The sequence below is a fragment of the Mycobacterium sp. URHB0021 genome (genome assembly GCF_054057895.1).
Genome location: NZ_JBSRZT010000002.1, coordinates 1,467,419 through 1,481,365 on the forward strand (window position 1 = coordinate 1,467,419; position 13,947 = coordinate 1,481,365).

The following is a 13,947-nucleotide window of genomic DNA, read 5'->3' on the forward strand; positions in this document are numbered from 1 at the left end:
CGGTTTCAAGGCGCCGCAGGGACCCCTGGGAAAGGCAGCTCTGATGAGGCTCGGACTTCAGCTGGGATATTGGGGCGCGCAGCAACCGGCCAACCATGGGGAATTGGTGGCCGCGGCCGAGGACGCCGGATTCGACACCGTGTTCACCGCCGAGGCGTGGGGGTCGGACGCGTTCACCCCACTGGCCTGGTGGGGATCCGCGACGAGCCGGATGCGGCTGGGCACCTCGGTGGTGCAGCTGTCCGCGCGCACCCCGACCGCCTGCGCGATGGCGTCGCTGACGCTGGACCACCTCTCGGGCGGGCGGCACATTCTCGGGCTGGGCGTCTCCGGACCGCAGGTCGTCGAGGGCTGGTACGGCCAGAAGTTCCCCAAACCGCTGGCCCGCACCCGTGAGTACGTCGACATCATCCGGCAGGTGTGGGCGCGCGAGGCGCCGGTGTCGAGCGACGGCCCGCACTATCCCCTGCCGCTGTCGGGCGACGGCACGACCGGCCTCGGCAAGGCGCTCAAGCCGATCACCCACCCGCTGCGCGCGGACATCCCGATCATGCTGGGCGCCGAGGGACCCAAGAACGTCGCGATGGCCGCCGAGATATGCGACGGCTGGCTACCGATCTTCTACACGCCGCGGATGGCCGACACCTACAACGAGTGGCTGGACGAGGGATTCGCGCGGGCCGGCGCTCGCCGCAGTCGCGAGGACTTCGAGATCTGCGCGACGGCCAACATCGTCATCACCGACGATCGGAGCGCCGCCTTCGAGGCCATGAAGCCGTTCCTGGCGTTGTACATGGGCGGGATGGGCGCCGAGGACACCAACTTCCACGCCGACGTATATCGCCGGATGGGCTACGCCGAAGTCGTCGACGATGTGACGAAGCTGTTCCGCACCGACCGCAAGGACGAGGCCGCGACCGTCATACCCGATGAGCTGGTCGATGACGCCGCGATCGTCGGCGACGTCGGCCATGTCCGGGAACAGATCAAGATGTGGGAGGCCGCAGGCGTCACGATGATGGTGGTCACCGGCCGCAACGCCGAACAGATCCAGGAGCTCGCAACCCTGGTATAGCCAGTTCTTGCCACTTGTCTATAACACGTTCTAGATTGGCCGGATGGCCGATACCGTAATGCCTTCGGTGTACACCATCGCCGACACTGTGCTCACCATGCCGGTGCGAATCCGCAAAGCCCAACAGCACAACGCCATGTTCGCGGTGGACGCGGACGCCGCACAGCGACTGATCGACCACAGCGGACTGCGGGTCTACCGGCCGTTTCCCGGCCGCGCCATCGCGACGCTGATACTGACTCATTTCATCGATGGCGACCTCGGCCCGTATTACGAATACAGCACGTGTGTGATGGTCAGGCCTCCCGGTGCCGGCGCCCTGGCGTTGCAATCCGCGTTTGTTGCACACATGTTCGTCGACCAAGCCTTCACCTTGGAGGCCGGGCGGACGATCTGGGGCTTCCCGAAAGTCATGGCGGACTTCACTCTCCGTGAGGGCAGACAGTTCGGTTTCGACGCCAGCATCGACGGGCGATTTGTGATCGGCATGGAATTCGCTCCCGGGCTTGCGGTTCCGTCTGCGCTGACGCCACGCTCACAGGAGTTGCGTGCGTACTCGTGCCTCGACGGCCTGACGCGTGAGAGCCCCTATGAGGTGTCGTTCGAAGGCGTGCGTTACCGGCTCGGCGGCGCCCGGGTCCGCCTGGGCGCACATCCCTACGCCAGGGAACTCGCCTCGCTGGGCTTGCCGAAACGCGCGCTGGTATCGAGTGCGGCCGGCAACGTGGAGATGTCGTTCGGCGACGCGGAAGAGGTTTCACCATGACGGCGACGATGCCGGCGACAAGACCGGATGTGGATCTCACCGACGGCGCGTTCTACGCCGGTGCCTCGCGGTCCGTCTACAAGTGGATGCGCGGCAACGAACCGGTTTTCCGCCACCGCAATGGCCTGGCGGCCGCCTCGACATACGCGGCGGTGATCGCGGCCGAGCGGAACCCGGAGCTGTTCTCCAACGCGGGCGGGATCCGGCCCGACCAGCCGGGTGTCGAGATGATGATCGAGATGGACGACCCGCAACACCTGTTGCGGCGCAAGCTTGTCAACTCCGGCTTCACGCGCAAGCGGGTCAAGGATCTGGAGTCCTCGATCGGCCCGTTGTGCGACACCCTGATCGATGCGGTCTGCGAGCGCGGCCAGTGTGACTTCGTGTGGGATCTGGCCGCGCCGCTGCCGATGGCGGTCATCGGCGACATGCTGGGCGTCCGACCCGACGAACGCGAGATGTTCCTCAAGTGGTCCGACGACCTGGTCAGCTTCTTGAGCAGCACGGCCGACCCGGAGCAGTTCAAGGTCTCGATGGATGCGTTCGCGGCCTACAGCCAGTACATGATGGGAATGATCGAGGCCCGCAAGGCACAGCCCACCGACGACTTGGTCAGTGTTCTGGTGCACGCGGAGGTCGAGGGCGCCAAGCTCGAGGACCACCAGATCGTTACCGAGGTTCTGCTGCTGTTGATCGGTGGCGACGAGACCACCCGGCACACGTTGTCCGGTGGCACCCGGCAGCTGTTGCGCCACCCGGATCAGCACCGGCGGCTGCTCGGCGACACCGGGCTGCTGCCCAATGCCGTGGAGGAGATGTTGCGCTGGACCGCGCCGGTGAAGAACATGGCGCGAACGGTCACTGCCGACACCGAGTTCCACGGGACCGAGCTGAAGCAGGGCGAGAAGATGATCCTGCTGTTCGAATCGGCGAACTTCGACGAGAAGGTGTTCGACGAGCCGGATAGTTTCAAGATCGACCGCTATCCCAACAACCACCTCGCGTTCGGCTTCGGCACGCACTTCTGCCTGGGCAACCAGCTGGCCCGGCTCGAGCTTTCGATCATGCAGACCAAACTGCTGCAGCGGCTCCCGGACATGCGGCTGGCCTCCGACGACGCGCTGCCGCTGCGACCCGCGAACTTCGTCTCCGGCCTGGAGACGATGCCGGTCGTCTTCACCCCGACCAAGCCCAGGCTCGCCGAATAGCGAGAGCTCCATCACGGGGCGCGGCCACAGCGCGCCCCGATGAATAAACTGCGGGCATGGATGGTGGCGTGCCGCCGCAATCCGTTCGGCGCGACGGGTTGCTGCAGATCGAGGATTGCCTCAACGCCGATGGCGACATCGTGTTGCCGCCGGGGGTCAACCTGATATCGCTCATCGACCGCAACATCGCCAACGTCGGCGACTCGGTCGCCTACCGTTACCTCGACTTCAGCGGTTCGGACGCGGGGCAGCCCACCGAGATCACCTGGACGCGACTCGGGGTCCGGCTGCGCGCCATCGGGGCGCGCGTCCAGCAGGTTGCCGCACGCGGAGACCGCGTGGCGATCCTGGCGCCGCAGGGCCTCGATTACGTCGCGGGCTTCTTCGCCGCGGTGAAGGCGGGCACCATCGCGGTGCCGTTGTTCGCGCCCGAACTGCCCGGCCATGTGGAGCGGCTGCAGACCGCGTTGGACGACGCCGAGCCGACCGTGGTGCTGACGACGACGCCCGCGAGGGAAGCGTTGGAAGCGTTCCTGGCCGTGCGTCCGCCCGCGCGACGACCGCACGTCCTCGTCATCGACGAGATAACCGACTCGGCGGCGCAGGATTTCGCCCCGGTGGCAATCGACGTCGACGACATCTCCCATCTGCAGTACACCTCGGGTGCGACGCGGCCTCCCGTCGGCGTCGAGGTGACCCACCGGGCGGTCGGCACGAACCTCCTGCAGATGATCCTCTCGATCGACCTGCTGGACCGGAACACCCACGGCGTCAGTTGGTTACCGCTCTACCACGACATGGGCCTCTCGATGATCGGCTTTCCCGCGGTGTACGGCGGCCACTCGACGCTGATGGCGCCCACCGCGTTCATCCGCAGGCCGCAACGATGGATTCATGCGCTGTCCGCCGGATCCCGCGAAGGCCGCGTGATCACCGCCGCGCCGAACTTCGCCTACGAATGGACCGCCCAGCGCGGCGTGCCCGACCCGGCCGACGGTGTCGACCTGAGCAACGTGGTGTTGATCATCGGGTCCGAACCCGTGAGCATGGATGCGATCCGGTCCTTCGACAAGGCCTTCACGCCCTTTGGTTTACCGCGATCGGCCTTCAAGCCGTCCTACGGAATCGCCGAGGCGACACTGTTCGTCTCGACCATCGACCCCGTAGCAGAGCCGACCGTGCTCTACCTCGACCGCGAACGGTTGGGGGCCGGTGCGGCCGTGCGTGCCGCGGCCGACGATCCCGACGCCGTCGCGCATGTGGCGTGCGGCCAGGTGGCGCGAAGCCAGTGGGCCGTGATCGTCGATTCCGGTGCCGGTGAGGAGTTGCCCGACGGCAGGGTCGGCGAGATCTGGCTGCACGGTGACAACGTCTGCCGGCGCTACTGGGGCCGGCCCGACGAGAGCCGAGTGACGTTCGGCGCGCGTCTGCGGACCCGGCTACCCGCGGGCACCCATGCGCACGGTGCCCCCGGCGACGGCGAGTGGCTTCGCACCGGGGACCTCGGGGTCTATCTCGACGGTGAGCTCTACGTCACCGGCAGACGCGCCGACCTGGTGACCATCGACGGCTTCGATCACTATCCGCAGGACATCGAGGCCACCACGGCGGAGGCGTCGCCGATGGTGCGGCGGGGCTACGTGACGGCCTTCACCGACGACGCCGGGCGCCTCGTGATCATCGCCGAGCGTGCCGCGGGCACCAGTCGCGCCGATCCGCAGCCCGCGGTCGAGGCCGTCCGCGCCGCGGTGTCGCGGAAACACGGGCTCGCAGTGTCCGAAGTCCGCTTCGTACCCGCCGGCGCCATTCCGCGGACCACCAGCGGCAAGCTGGCCCGGCGAGCGAGCCGCGCCCGATACCTCGCCGGTCAGTCCTCGACGAACACCACATTGGCCTCCACCGGATTGCGAGGCACCCGCAACGAATTGGCCGGAAACGACGGATCCGGGTAGCCGATGGCCAGCCCGCACAGCACCCGCATCTCTTCGCCGATGCCGAGCTGGGCCCGGACGATCTCGGGGTAACCGGCGATGGACACCTGGACGCACGTCCCCAGGCCACGTGCCGTCAACGCGAGCAGCAGGGTCTGGATGAACATGCCGACGCCGAGGGCGTCGACATAGTCGAGATCCCGGTGCATGCAGACGACTCCGGCCAGTGGTGCCCGGAAGAACTCCCAGTTGCGCAACACGGCGATCCTTCGGGCCTCCGCGTCGTGGCGGGCAATCCCCATCGCCCCGTACACCAGTGCGCCGAGGTCGCGGCGCATGTGCGCAAACGACTCGGGCAGCACGGGGACCTTCGGCTGTTCGGCCTGGGCTTCCTCCAGCAGCGCCTCGACCAGACGGTCCCTGGCCGGTCCCGACGTGAGGACGAGGTGCCACGGCTGCACGTTGGAGTTCGACGGCGCGCGCATCGCCAGGGTAAGTGCCTCCCGCACGAGTGCGTGCGGTACTGGCTTGTCCCGTAGAAAGAGACGCGACGACCGACGGGCGTTGATGGCTTCGTCCAAGTCATACATCGCCATTCCTCACACCGGCGGCAGATAAGCCACTATTTCATCTTGAAGTTGGGTGCGCGCTTCTCCTTGAACGCCAGTGGGCCTTCCTTGGCGTCGTCGGACAGGAACACCTCGACACCGATCTTGGTGTCGATCTTGAACGCGTCGTTCTCGTGCATGCCGTCGGTCTGGTGAATCGTCTTGAGTATCGCCTGGACCGCCAGCGGGCCGTTGTTGTTGATCACCTCGGCGATCTCCAACGCCTTCTCCAGCGCTGAGCCGTCCGGCACGACATATCCGACGAGGCCCATCTCCTTGGCCTCTGCGGCCGTGATGTGCCGTCCCGTCAGCAACAGATCGCAGGCCACCGTGTACGGAATCTGGCGGACCAATCGGACCGCCGAGCCGCCCATCGGGTACAGGCTCCACTTCGCCTCAGAGATGCCGAATTTGGCGCTCTCGCCGGCGATGCGGATGTCGGTGCCCTGCAGGATCTCGGTGCCGCCGGCGATGGCCGGGCCCTCGACGGCCGCGATGAGCGGCTTGGTGAGCCTGCGGCCCTTCAGCAGGGCGTCGATCCGCGACGGGTCGTAGCTGCCGTCCTTGAACGAATCACCCGGTGGCTTGGCGGTCGCCGCCTTCAGATCCATCCCTGCGCAGAAGTAGCCGCCCGCGCCGGTCAGGATGCAGGTCCGGATTTCGGGATCGGCGTCGACCCGGTCCCAGGCGGCTACCATGATCGAGAGCATTTCGGTGGACAGCGCATTACGCGCCTCGGGCCGGTTCAGCGTCAAGATCAGGGTTTGTCCGCGCTGCTCGATGAGGGCGTCGGGGCCCTTGTCGGGGGCCGTTCCGGTACCAGCACCTGCCTCGGTCACGGATGTCCGCCTTCCTGCGTAGATGCCACAGACTTGTCACGAAATGTAACACGTTCTAGTTTAGGTCCTGTGGCCCTGAACATTGCCGATCTCGCCGAGCACGCCGTCGACGCCGTACCGGACCGCGTCGCGCTCATCTGCGGCGCGGAACAGCTGACATACGCCCAGTTGGAGGAGCGGGCCAACCGGCTGGCTCACTACCTCATCGACCGGGGCGTCAGGAAGGACGACAAGGTCGGGCTGTACTGCCGCAACCGCATCGAGATCGTGATCGCGATGCTCGGTGTGGTGAAGGCGGGGGCGATCCTGGTCAACGTCAACTTCCGCTACGTCGAGGGCGAACTGCGCTACCTGTTCGACAACTCCGACATGGTCGCGCTGGTGCACGAGCGCCAGTACGCCGACAAGGTCGCCAACGTGCTGCCCGAGACCCAGAACGTCAAGACGATCCTGGTTGTCGAGGATGGTTCAGCTCTGGACTACCGAAGCTACGGCGGTGTGGAGTTCTACTCCGCGCTGGAGCACGGCTCACCCGAACGCGACTTCGGTGAGCGCAGCGCCGACGACATCTACCTGCTCTACACCGGCGGGACCACCGGCTTCCCGAAGGGTGTGATGTGGCGGCACGAGGACATCTACCGGGTCCTCTTCGGCGGAACCGATTTCGCCACAGGCGAATTCATCAAAGACGAGTACGACCTGGCCCAGGCGGCCGCGGCGAACCCGCCGATGATCCGCTACCCGATCCCGCCGATGATCCACGGCGCCACCCAATCGGCCACCTGGATGTCGATCTTCTCCGGTCAGACCACCGTGCTGGCACCGGAATTCAATGCCGACGAGGTCTGGAAGGCGATCCACGAACACAAGGTGAACCTGCTGTTCTTCACCGGTGACGCGATGGCGCGCCCGCTGTTGGACGCGCTGGAGGCCCGCCAGGAGGCGGGTGACACCTACGACCTCTCGTCGCTGTTCCTGCTGGCCAGCACCGCCGCCCTGTTCTCGTCGAGCATCAAGGAGAAGCTGCTCGAACTGTTGCCCAACCGGGTGATCACCGACTCGATCGGCTCGTCCGAGACGGGATTCGGCGGCACCAGCATCGTCGCCAAGGGCGAACACCACATGGGTGGACCGCGGGTGACGATCGACCACCGGACCGTCGTGCTCGACGAGGACGGCAACGAGGTTGCGCCCGGCTCCGGCGTGCGCGGTGTGATCGCGAAGAAGGGCAACATCCCGGTCGGCTATTACAAGGACGAGAACAAGACTGCCGAGACGTTCAAGACGTTCAACGGCGTGCGCTACGCCATCCCGGGTGACTATGCGGAGGTCGAGGGGGACGGCACGGTCACCATGCTCGGTCGCGGTTCGGTATCGATCAACAGCGGCGGCGAGAAGATCTACCCCGAAGAGGTGGAGGCCGCGCTCAAGGGGCATCCCGACGTCTTCGACGCGCTGGTGGTCGGTGTTCCCGACCCGCGCTTCGGCCAGCACGTAGCCGCCGTCGTGCACCCGCGCGAGGGTGCCCGGCCGAGCCTGGCCGAACTCGACAGTTTCGTCCGCAGTGAGATCGCCGGATACAAAGTGCCGCGCAGCCTTTGGTTCGTCGACGAGGTGAAGCGCTCGCCGGCGGGCAAGCCCGACTACCGGTGGGCCAAGGACCAGACCGAGGCGAGGCCGGCCGACGACGTGCACGCCAAACACGCTGGGGTGAAATAGATGCGCACTGACCTGTGTGACCGGTTCGGCATCGACTATCCGATCTTCGTCTTCACCCCGTCGGAGAAGGTCGCGGCCGCGGTCAGCAAGGCAGGCGGGCTGGGCGTGCTGGGCTGCGTGCGGTTCAACGACGCCGACGACCTCGAGAACGTGCTGTGCTGGATGGACGAGAACACCGACGGCAGGCCCTACGGTGTCGACATCGTGATGCCGGCCAAGGTGCCGACCGAGGGCACGGCAACGGACATCAACAAGCTGATTCCGCAGTCACACCGCGACTTTGTCGCCAAAACCCTTGCCGACCTTGGTGTTCCACCTTTGCCCGAGGGCGAGGAACGGTCCGAGGGGGTACTCGGCTGGCTGCATTCGGTGGCGCGCTCGCACGTCGAAGTCGCCCTGAAGCATCCGATCAAGCTGATCGCCAACGCCCTCGGCTCGCCGCCGAAGGACGTCATCGACCAGGCACACGGGGCCGGTGTGCCCGTCGCGGCGCTGGCCGGCAGCGCCAAACACGCACTGCGGCATGTGGAGAACGGCGTCGACATCGTGGTCGCGCAGGGCCACGAGGCCGGCGGCCACACCGGTGAGATCGGTTCGGTGGTGCTCTGGCCGGAGATCGTCGATGCCCTCGACGGCAAGACGCCGGTGCTCGCCGCCGGCGGCATCGGGACCGGCAGGCAGGTGGCCGCCGCACTGGCGCTGGGAGCGTCCGGGGTGTGGATGGGCTCGGCGTTCCTGACATCGGCCGAATACGATCTCGGCCACCGCAGGCCCGGCGGTGTCTCGACGATCCAGGAGGGGCTGCTGCGCGCCACCTCCGCCGACACGGTGCGCCGGAAGATCTACACCGGCAAGCCCGCCCGTCTGCTGAAGACGAAGTGGACCGAGGCCTGGGATGCACCGGAGGCGCCGGAGCCCCTGCCGATGCCCTTGCAGAACATCCTCGTCAGCGAGGCGCACCAGCGGATGAACGAATCGGACAATCCCGACACCGTGGCGATGCCGGTCGGCCAGATCGTGGGCCGGATGAACGAGATCCGCCCCGTCGCCGACATCATCGCCGAGCTGGTGGCCGGGTTCGCGGATGCCGCCCGGCGGCTGGACGGCATCCGCGACAGCTGATCGAGTTCGTCAGGGTGTGATCTTGGTCTGCTGGTCGATCACATCCGTTGCGGAACCGACGATGTCACCCTGGTCCTCGAGTCCGTCGGTGTTGAGCTGCAGAACGTAGAGCCCGTCGGAACCCGGAATGACGACGGTCTTCTGCGCCACGATCTTCGTCTGGCCGTCCTGCCTCCAGGTGCCGCCCAGCTGATAGGCCGGGTACTCGCCCAGCGTGCTGGCCTGACCCTCGTTCATCGCCTTCCAGCCCGGCAGGTTCTGCAACTCGCCCGGTGCCAGGTCGATGATCTTCTGTGGGTCGACGTTGCCGGCCAGCTTCGACATCAGCGCGACGATGCTCGGTGTGTAATCGCCTGCGTCGGGGCCGTTGTAGACGATGGCGCCGTAGGCCCAGTCCGGGGTGTTCTCGCCGCCGGGCTCCCAGCCATCGGGGGCGGGCAGATCGATCTTGGGTGCGCCGGGGTCGCCCATCTTGACCGGGGTCTCCTGAATGTTGTTGTCGGCGATGTAGCTGGCGATCGTCGGGTTCGGTCCCGCGGCGTCCTCGTCCCGCGGCGCAATCTTGGACTTCGTCGCCGGGGCCGCCGCCTTGGTGCTCGTCTCCGAGCTGGTGGTCGTCGATGCCGAAGCCGAGGTGCTCGGTTCGGTCTTGGTGTCAGAGCCGCAGCCGGACAGCATGATTGCCAGCGCCGCGGCCACCGCGACGATGCCAGAGATTGCTGTACGCCCCATGGATCAACTCCTGTCAGTTTGTTGTACGCAAGCTCGCATCAACGGCAAACACAGTCTGTGTGCGCGCCGTAGCGAAGCGTAGCCGGAAATGCTGCACGTTTGCGGTGACGACGAAGCTCGTTTGCTGACGGCCGGGTTGTGCGGGGCCGGGCCGTCGTGTCCGATTTGTTCATGACAACGCCGGCGTGACCGATCTAACGTGCCGGGCATGAACATTCGCCCGAAATCGACCGTGTTCCAGATCTTCGCGCACGACGTAGCCCGATCGCTGTCCTTCTACCGGCTACTGGGCCTGCCCGTGCCCGTATCCGGCGACACCCACGTCGCGGTGGACCTCCCCGGTGGAAACACACTGTCGTTCGACACGGAGGACACCATCGCCGGTATGCATCCTGGCTGGACGCCGCCGTCTTCGCCGATCGGCAGGCTCGCGCTGGCGTTCGGCGTCGACGCCCCCGCGCAGGTCGATGAGCTCTTCGAGACCGTGACCGCCGCAGGCCACGCCGGACCGCTGAAGCCCTACGACGCGCCCTGGGGACAGCGCTATGCGACCGTCGCGGACCCCGACGGCAACTGGGTGGATCTGTTCGCGCCGCTCGCAAGCTGACTCAGCGCGACGCCGGCAAGCTCGCGAACCTCGCGGTGCAGATGCGGCTGATCGGCGTAGCCGGCCCGGGAGGCCACCTCTGCCGGCGCATTGCCGTCGTTGACCAGTGCGACAGCGCGCCGGAAACGCAGGACGCGGCGCAGGGTCGCCGGCCCGTAGCCGTAGACGGCCGAGCAGTGGCGTTGCAGCGTGCGGGTGGACCAGCCGATGTCGCGCGCCACCGTGCTGACCGTGGCGCCGCCGGCCAGTGCGGCGGTCACATGACGCAGCAACGGCAGCGACCACGGCGCGGTTTCGGGCCGGGCGGCTTCCGAGTCGAGGGCGACGGCCACGTCGACCAAGGAGCGATATGACGCCACCGGTCGCAGCGCGCCCAGCGGAACCCGCTGGTTGCGCAGTTCGGCCGCGGGCACGCCGAGCAGGCGCGGCAGAGCACCGGGGAGGAACCGTAGGCCCACGAAGGGTTCGCCATCGCCGCGGGGACTGACGGACGCGTTGGTGTCCGGCCCGGCAACCATGATCCGGCCGTTCATCCGGATCAGGTCCATGCACCCGTCGGGCAGCACCCGCACCGGAGCGGGTGGACCATCCACCACCCACGAACACTCGACGGTGTCGCGCAGCGCAGCGGGCGGTGCGTATTCGCGGTAGCCCACGTTCCCAGGCTAGCGCCGGATCGGCCACACCGGATCGGCGCAGTTGGCGGACTCGGCCGACAATTGCCGTTTGACCACCTTGAACGTCTCGGTACGGGGCAGTGCGCCGCTGATCCTGACGAGCGACGGCCATTGCTTGGGCCCGAGGTCAGGTTGCTCGGTGAGGAAGGTACGGAACTTCTCGGCGTCGAACTCGGCGCCGGCGGAGAGCACCAGGGCCGCCATCACCTGATCGCCGACATCATCGGTCGCGGGGATCCCGTAGACCGCCACCTCGACGACGTCGGGGTGGCACAACAGCACTCGCTCGATCGGCGCCGTCCCCAGATTTTCGCCATCGACCCGTAGCCAGTCGCCGAGCCGGCCGGCGAAGTAGGCGTAGTTGTCCTCGTCACGGTAGGCCAGGTCGCCGCTGTGGTAGACGCCGCCGCGCATCCGGTCGGCGTCGGCCGCCGGGTCGTTGTAGTAACCCTCGAAACGGCCGGGATCGGAGACGTTGACCAGTTCGCCCGTCACACCCGGCGGGCAGCATTCACCCGTTTCGACGTCGATGATCTGGGTGCCCTCGGGCAGCGGGCCCAGCGCGCCGGGCGGCGTGTCCGGTGTACGGGCGATGGCGATGCCGCCCTCGGTCGATCCGAACCCATCCATCACCACGGTGCCGAATCTTCGCGCGAACCGGTCGAGGTCGTCCGGGGCTCCTTCGTTGCCGTACACCGCGCGCAACGGGTTGTCGGCATCATCGGCGCGCTCGGGCGTGGCCAGCACATACGACAGCGGCTTACCCACGTAGTTGGCGTACGTCGCGCCATAACGGCGGACGTCGGGCAGGAACTGCGACGCCGAGAACTTGCGCCGCAACACAAGTGAGCCCCGGCAGCCGAGCGCCACCGCCCATCCGACGAGCACCGCGTTGGAGTGGAACAGCGGCATCGAGACATAACACCTGTCGTCGGGTCCGAGTTCGAAGCGCTGGGTCATCGTCGCCCCCGCGATGGCCACCTTGCCCTGGCTGCACCTGACCGCCTTGGGCTCGCCGCTGGTGCCCGACGTGTAGATCAGCATGAACAGATCCGCCGGATCGGCGGATCGTGCCGCCACCGGTGCGCCGCGGTGGGTCGCCACCTCCGCGGCCCACTGCGGGGAATCGACGTCGATTCGGTCGACGACGTGGTCGACGATCTGGCCGACGCCGTCCAGGACGGGCGCTGACACCGAATCCGCCAGCACGAGTTGGCAATCGGCGTGCATGACGTCGCGAGCGAGTGCCGCGCCGCGGCGTACCGGGTTGAGGCCGACGGGGACGATGCCGGTCATGCCCGCCGCGATGAGGACCGCCGAGAAGAATGTGGTGTTCTGCAGCAGCACCCCGACGTGGGGCGGTTTGTCGGGATCGAGGCGAGCCCGCAGCGCCGCCGCGATCGCGGCACCGTTTTCGAGATGGTGGCGCCAGCTGGTGAACGTGTCCTCGAAGTACACACCCCGATCGTCGACCTCGGCCAGTGGCGTGATCAGGCCGGCGACGGTGGGGAGCCGCTCGCTCACGTTCAGGCCGGGGTGTCGGCCAAGTCGCGACCGATGCGAAGCAACTGTCCGGTGGCGCCGCCGACGGCGAACTCGGTCTGCTTGGCCGCCAGGAAGTACCGGTGCACGGGATGATCCGTGTCGACTCCGACACCACCGTGGACGTGCACGGTGGTGTGCGCGACCCGGTGTCCGGCATCGGCCGCCCAGAACGCCGCCGTGTTGACGTCGATCGTCGCAGGTTGGGGGTCCTTGCCGCTTGAGCGGGAGTCCTCGGACAGCCGCCACGCCGCCTGCGTCATCGTCAGCCGCAGCCCCTTGATGTCGATGTAGCTGTCGGCCAGTCGCGATGAGACCGCCTGGAAGCTGCCGATCGGTCGGTTGAACTGTTCGCGCTCACGGGCGTATTGGGCCGTCAGCTCCAACGCCCGCTCCAGCACACCCAGCTGAAAGGCGCTGCGGCCCAGGGTGCCATGAGTGGTGAGCCACGCGACGACCGCGCCTACCTGATCGCCGCCGACGATCCGGTCGGTTCCGAGTTCGACGCCCTGCAGTTCCAGATGTCCGACGCTGCCGTGGCCCGTCGTGTCCAGCGAGGTGACGGTCAACGCCGGATCGGTTGCCGAGACAAGGAAAACACGTGTACCCGCATCGGTTTCGGCGGGTACCAGGAAGGCATCGGCGACCGGACCGTACCCTACCTGGGTGCGTGTCCCCGTCAGGCGGTACTCCGAGCCGTTGCCGGTGGCCCGCACCGGCCCGTCGCCCATGTCGCCGTCCAGTGCGACGGTGAGGATCTTCTCGCCGTTGACGGCAGCCACCGCCCATTCCTGCTGCAGCTGCTCGGACCCGAACTTCGCCAGCGCGCCTGCGGCCAGCACCGCCGACTCCAGATACGGCACCGCGGCCAGCTGGCGGCCGAGCGCCACCAGCACCGCGACCTGCTCGAGGACGCCGAAACCGCCGCCGCCCAGCGATTCCGGTGCGGCCGTGGACAGGATGTCGGCGTCGATCAGGTTGCTCCACAGGTCGCGGTCGAAGCGTTCGTCCTGCCCGTCGAGGTCACGCTGGTGGTCCGTCGTGCACACCGATTCGGTGATGGTGCGCACCAGGCCGCCCAGATCGTCCGACGCTTCGGTCGTCGTGAAATCCATTGTCAG

12 protein-coding genes and 1 pseudogene are annotated in these 13,947 nt (G+C 67.2%); 7 read left to right on the forward strand and 6 right to left on the reverse strand.

What is annotated here, in order from left to right:
- Nucleotides 1-43 precede the first annotated feature (43 nt).
- The 4 genes and pseudogenes from ACVWWN_RS09375 to ACVWWN_RS09390 form a co-directional block, all read left to right on the forward strand.
- Nucleotides 44-1,075 (forward strand): LLM class F420-dependent oxidoreductase, encoded by a 1,032-nt coding sequence (locus ACVWWN_RS09375; RefSeq protein WP_457143650.1) that lies wholly within the window; start codon nucleotides 44-46, stop codon nucleotides 1,073-1,075.
- Nucleotides 1,076-1,118: 43 nt separating this feature from the next.
- On the forward strand, nucleotides 1,119-1,841 hold the full coding sequence (locus tag ACVWWN_RS09380) for an acetoacetate decarboxylase family protein (protein ID WP_457143651.1): 723 nt from the start codon (nucleotides 1,119-1,121) through the stop codon (nucleotides 1,839-1,841).
- Entirely contained in the window at nucleotides 1,838-3,049 is a 1,212-nt protein-coding gene (locus ACVWWN_RS09385; protein ID WP_457143652.1) for a cytochrome P450, read from the forward strand. The genes ACVWWN_RS09380 and ACVWWN_RS09385 overlap by 4 nt, the downstream gene beginning before the upstream one ends.
- A gap of 56 nt (nucleotides 3,050-3,105) precedes the next feature.
- Nucleotides 3,106-4,932 (forward strand): annotated as a pseudogene (locus tag ACVWWN_RS09390) (fatty acyl-AMP ligase); the annotation flags it as partial.
- Here the strand turns inward: ACVWWN_RS09390 and ACVWWN_RS09395 are convergent.
- Nucleotides 4,917-5,570, reverse strand: a complete 654-nt coding sequence (locus ACVWWN_RS09395) for a nitroreductase (RefSeq protein ID WP_457143653.1) — start codon at nucleotides 5,568-5,570, stop codon at nucleotides 4,917-4,919. The pseudogene ACVWWN_RS09390 and the gene ACVWWN_RS09395 overlap by 16 nt on opposite strands.
- 32 nt (nucleotides 5,571-5,602) lie before the next feature.
- On the reverse strand, nucleotides 5,603-6,427 hold the full coding sequence (locus ACVWWN_RS09400; RefSeq protein WP_457143654.1) for a crotonase/enoyl-CoA hydratase family protein: 825 nt from the start codon (nucleotides 6,425-6,427) through the stop codon (nucleotides 5,603-5,605).
- Between the two features lie 69 nt (nucleotides 6,428-6,496).
- Here ACVWWN_RS09400 and ACVWWN_RS09405 point away from each other — a divergent pair, with 69 nt between their 5' ends.
- Both ACVWWN_RS09405 and ACVWWN_RS09410 read left to right on the forward strand, forming a co-directional pair.
- Nucleotides 6,497-8,146, forward strand: coding sequence for an acyl-CoA synthetase (locus ACVWWN_RS09405; protein WP_457143655.1), 1,650 nt, complete (start codon nucleotides 6,497-6,499; stop codon nucleotides 8,144-8,146).
- Nucleotides 8,147-9,268: an NAD(P)H-dependent flavin oxidoreductase gene (locus ACVWWN_RS09410; RefSeq protein WP_457143656.1), complete on the forward strand. Its 1,122-nt coding sequence runs from the start codon at nucleotides 8,147-8,149 to the stop codon at nucleotides 9,266-9,268.
- Nucleotides 9,269-9,277: 9 nt separating this feature from the next.
- Here the strand turns inward: ACVWWN_RS09410 and lpqN are convergent, their stop codons facing one another.
- Nucleotides 9,278-10,000 carry an envelope biogenesis lipoprotein LpqN gene (gene lpqN / locus ACVWWN_RS09415; protein WP_457143657.1) on the reverse strand — a complete coding sequence of 241 codons (723 nt, stop codon included), beginning with the start codon at nucleotides 9,998-10,000 and terminating at the stop codon, nucleotides 9,278-9,280.
- Between the two features lie 208 nt (nucleotides 10,001-10,208).
- On the opposite strand from lpqN, the gene ACVWWN_RS09420 reads away from it, so the two are divergent.
- The gene (locus tag ACVWWN_RS09420; protein WP_457143658.1) at nucleotides 10,209-10,607 is read left to right on the forward strand and encodes a VOC family protein; all 399 of its coding nucleotides are present in this window, start codon (nucleotides 10,209-10,211) and stop codon (nucleotides 10,605-10,607) included.
- On the opposite strand, the gene ACVWWN_RS09425 is transcribed toward ACVWWN_RS09420, so the two are convergent.
- Genes ACVWWN_RS09425 through ACVWWN_RS09435 form a run of 3 tightly spaced genes read right to left on the reverse strand, consistent with a single transcriptional unit; the run spans nucleotide 10,544 to nucleotide 13,941 of the window.
- On the reverse strand, nucleotides 10,544-11,263 hold the full coding sequence (locus ACVWWN_RS09425) for a DUF6597 domain-containing transcriptional factor (RefSeq protein WP_457143659.1): 720 nt from the start codon (nucleotides 11,261-11,263) through the stop codon (nucleotides 10,544-10,546). The genes ACVWWN_RS09420 and ACVWWN_RS09425 overlap by 64 nt on opposite strands.
- A 9-nt stretch (nucleotides 11,264-11,272) precedes the next feature.
- The gene (gene fadD17, locus ACVWWN_RS09430) at nucleotides 11,273-12,808 is read right to left on the reverse strand and encodes a long-chain-fatty-acid--CoA ligase FadD17 (protein WP_457143660.1); all 1,536 of its coding nucleotides are present in this window, start codon (nucleotides 12,806-12,808) and stop codon (nucleotides 11,273-11,275) included.
- A gap of 2 nt (nucleotides 12,809-12,810) precedes the next feature.
- Nucleotides 12,811-13,941: an acyl-CoA dehydrogenase family protein gene (locus ACVWWN_RS09435; protein ID WP_457143661.1), complete on the reverse strand. Its 1,131-nt coding sequence runs from the start codon at nucleotides 13,939-13,941 to the stop codon at nucleotides 12,811-12,813.
- Nucleotides 13,942-13,947 lie beyond the last annotated feature (6 nt).

Coding starts and splice junctions, on each gene's coding strand:
- ACVWWN_RS09375 (WP_457143650.1), top strand. CDS start 44: ATGAGGCTCGGACTTCAGCTGGGATATTGGGGCGCGCAGCAACCGGCC.
- ACVWWN_RS09380 (WP_457143651.1), top strand. CDS start 1,119: ATGGCCGATACCGTAATGCCTTCGGTGTACACCATCGCCGACACTGTG.
- ACVWWN_RS09385 (WP_457143652.1), top strand. CDS start 1,838: ATGACGGCGACGATGCCGGCGACAAGACCGGATGTGGATCTCACCGAC.
- ACVWWN_RS09395 (WP_457143653.1), bottom strand. CDS start 5,570: ATGTATGACTTGGACGAAGCCATCAACGCCCGTCGGTCGTCGCGTCTC.
- ACVWWN_RS09410 (WP_457143656.1), top strand. CDS start 8,147: ATGCGCACTGACCTGTGTGACCGGTTCGGCATCGACTATCCGATCTTC.
- lpqN (WP_457143657.1), bottom strand. CDS start 10,000: ATGGGGCGTACAGCAATCTCTGGCATCGTCGCGGTGGCCGCGGCGCTG.
- ACVWWN_RS09420 (WP_457143658.1), top strand. CDS start 10,209: ATGAACATTCGCCCGAAATCGACCGTGTTCCAGATCTTCGCGCACGAC.
- ACVWWN_RS09435 (WP_457143661.1), bottom strand. CDS start 13,941: ATGGATTTCACGACGACCGAAGCGTCGGACGATCTGGGCGGCCTGGTG.